The 1,391-nt window shown below is 40.0% G+C and carries 1 protein-coding gene; it reads left to right on the forward strand.

Features of this window, described 5'->3' with window-relative positions; translation table 11 throughout:
- Positions 1–345: 345 nt before the first annotated feature.
- The gene (locus ABHN01_RS25515) at positions 346–1,383 is read left to right on the forward strand and encodes a LacI family DNA-binding transcriptional regulator (RefSeq protein WP_429877870.1); all 1,038 of its coding nucleotides are present in this window, start codon (positions 346–348) and stop codon (positions 1,381–1,383) included.
- Positions 1,384–1,391: the final 8 nt, after the last annotated feature.

Below are 1,391 nucleotides of genomic sequence, written 5' to 3' on the forward strand. Positions count from 1 at the left end.
TAGTCCAGGCTCATGATCGCCTTCGTAATGGATGCATAGCGGTCTAAAAATTCCTGCTCATCTTTTACCTGGTCTTCATATCCCCACCCTTCTTCCGAACTAAAAGCGATACCCCCAAATTCATACCATCTACTTCCCTCGCATCAGTATATTTATTTAGTAAAATTTTAACTTAAATTTTTGTTACATCTTTACTAATTCGATCCATCTTTTAATAGTCAGAATAATTAAATTCTACTATTGTAAGCCCTATCATTTTAATGTTACGATTCATTCAACCAGTCAATATTTTAGTAATATTTAGTAAATATTTTCTACCATTTCAAAGTTAAGAGGTTTATAACTATGGTGACCATTAAAGAAATCGCTCAAAAATCGAATGTCTCGACAGCGACTGTATCGCGGGTGCTCAACCATGATCACTCTATTTCTGTCCAGGACGAAACGCGGCAGCGAATCCTGCAGACAGCGAAAGAACTGGGTTATCAAACGATCCATGAGAGACGAAAAAAACAACAGACGCAATCAAAAAAAACCAGTTTCAGTGTAGGAATCATTGCTTGCCAGACGGTCGAAGAGGAATTAAACGACCCTTACTTTATCTCCATTCGCCAGGGTATTGAAGAAGAATTATATAAACAAGGGATTAATAAGATTGGAAGTTACCGGTTAAATGACATGCTGACGGTTCCCCAAGACTTCCTTTCTTTAGACGGCCTTCTGGTAATCGGCCGTTTGGGAGAAGACGTTCTCAATCAGGTTTCTGAAAACATAAAGAACATCGTCTACCTTAATTATGTTCCTGATGAGGAGCGTTACGATTCAGTGACGATAGATTTTGAAAAAGCGACAAAGAAAGCCTTACAGCATCTCATTGATTTGGGTTATAAACGAATCGGTTACATCGGAGGGGTTGAACGAGAACATCTTAAGCAACAGAAAGTGATATCAGAAGACAAAAGGCTCACCACATTTGAAAACATGATCAAACATGGATACTTTGAAGGTTCAGAGGATATATACATCGGTGAATATACGATGACTCATGGCTATGAACTCATGAAGAAAGCACTCAAAAAGAAGAATGTTCCAAAAGCATTTTTTGTTGCGAGTGATCCGATGGCCATCGGTGGTCTACGTGCTTTACAGGAAGCAGGACTGTCTGTTCCGTCAGATGTCGCCCTTGTTGCGTTCGATGATATTGAAGCAGCAAAATATAGCAGTCCTCCCCTTTCAACGGTGAAAGTCTATACAAAGGAGATGGGACAAACCGGAGTGAAGCTGTTAATGGATCGAATGAAGGGAAGGGAGCTCCCTGTTAAGGTTACGGTTCCAACTTCACTGGTCATCCGCCAAAGCTGCGGAACATCTGTAACTCAATAGATTAAAAG

The organism is Fictibacillus sp. NRS-1165 (assembly GCF_050468105.1).
Lineage (GTDB): Bacteria > Bacillota > Bacilli > Bacillales > Fictibacillaceae > Fictibacillus_C > Fictibacillus_C terrinigri.

Bases quoted from the DNA above. Each gene is read 5' to 3' on its own strand.
- ABHN01_RS25515 (WP_429877870.1), top strand. From the start codon at position 346: ATGGTGACCATTAAAGAAATCGCTCAAAAATCGAATGTCTCGACAGCG.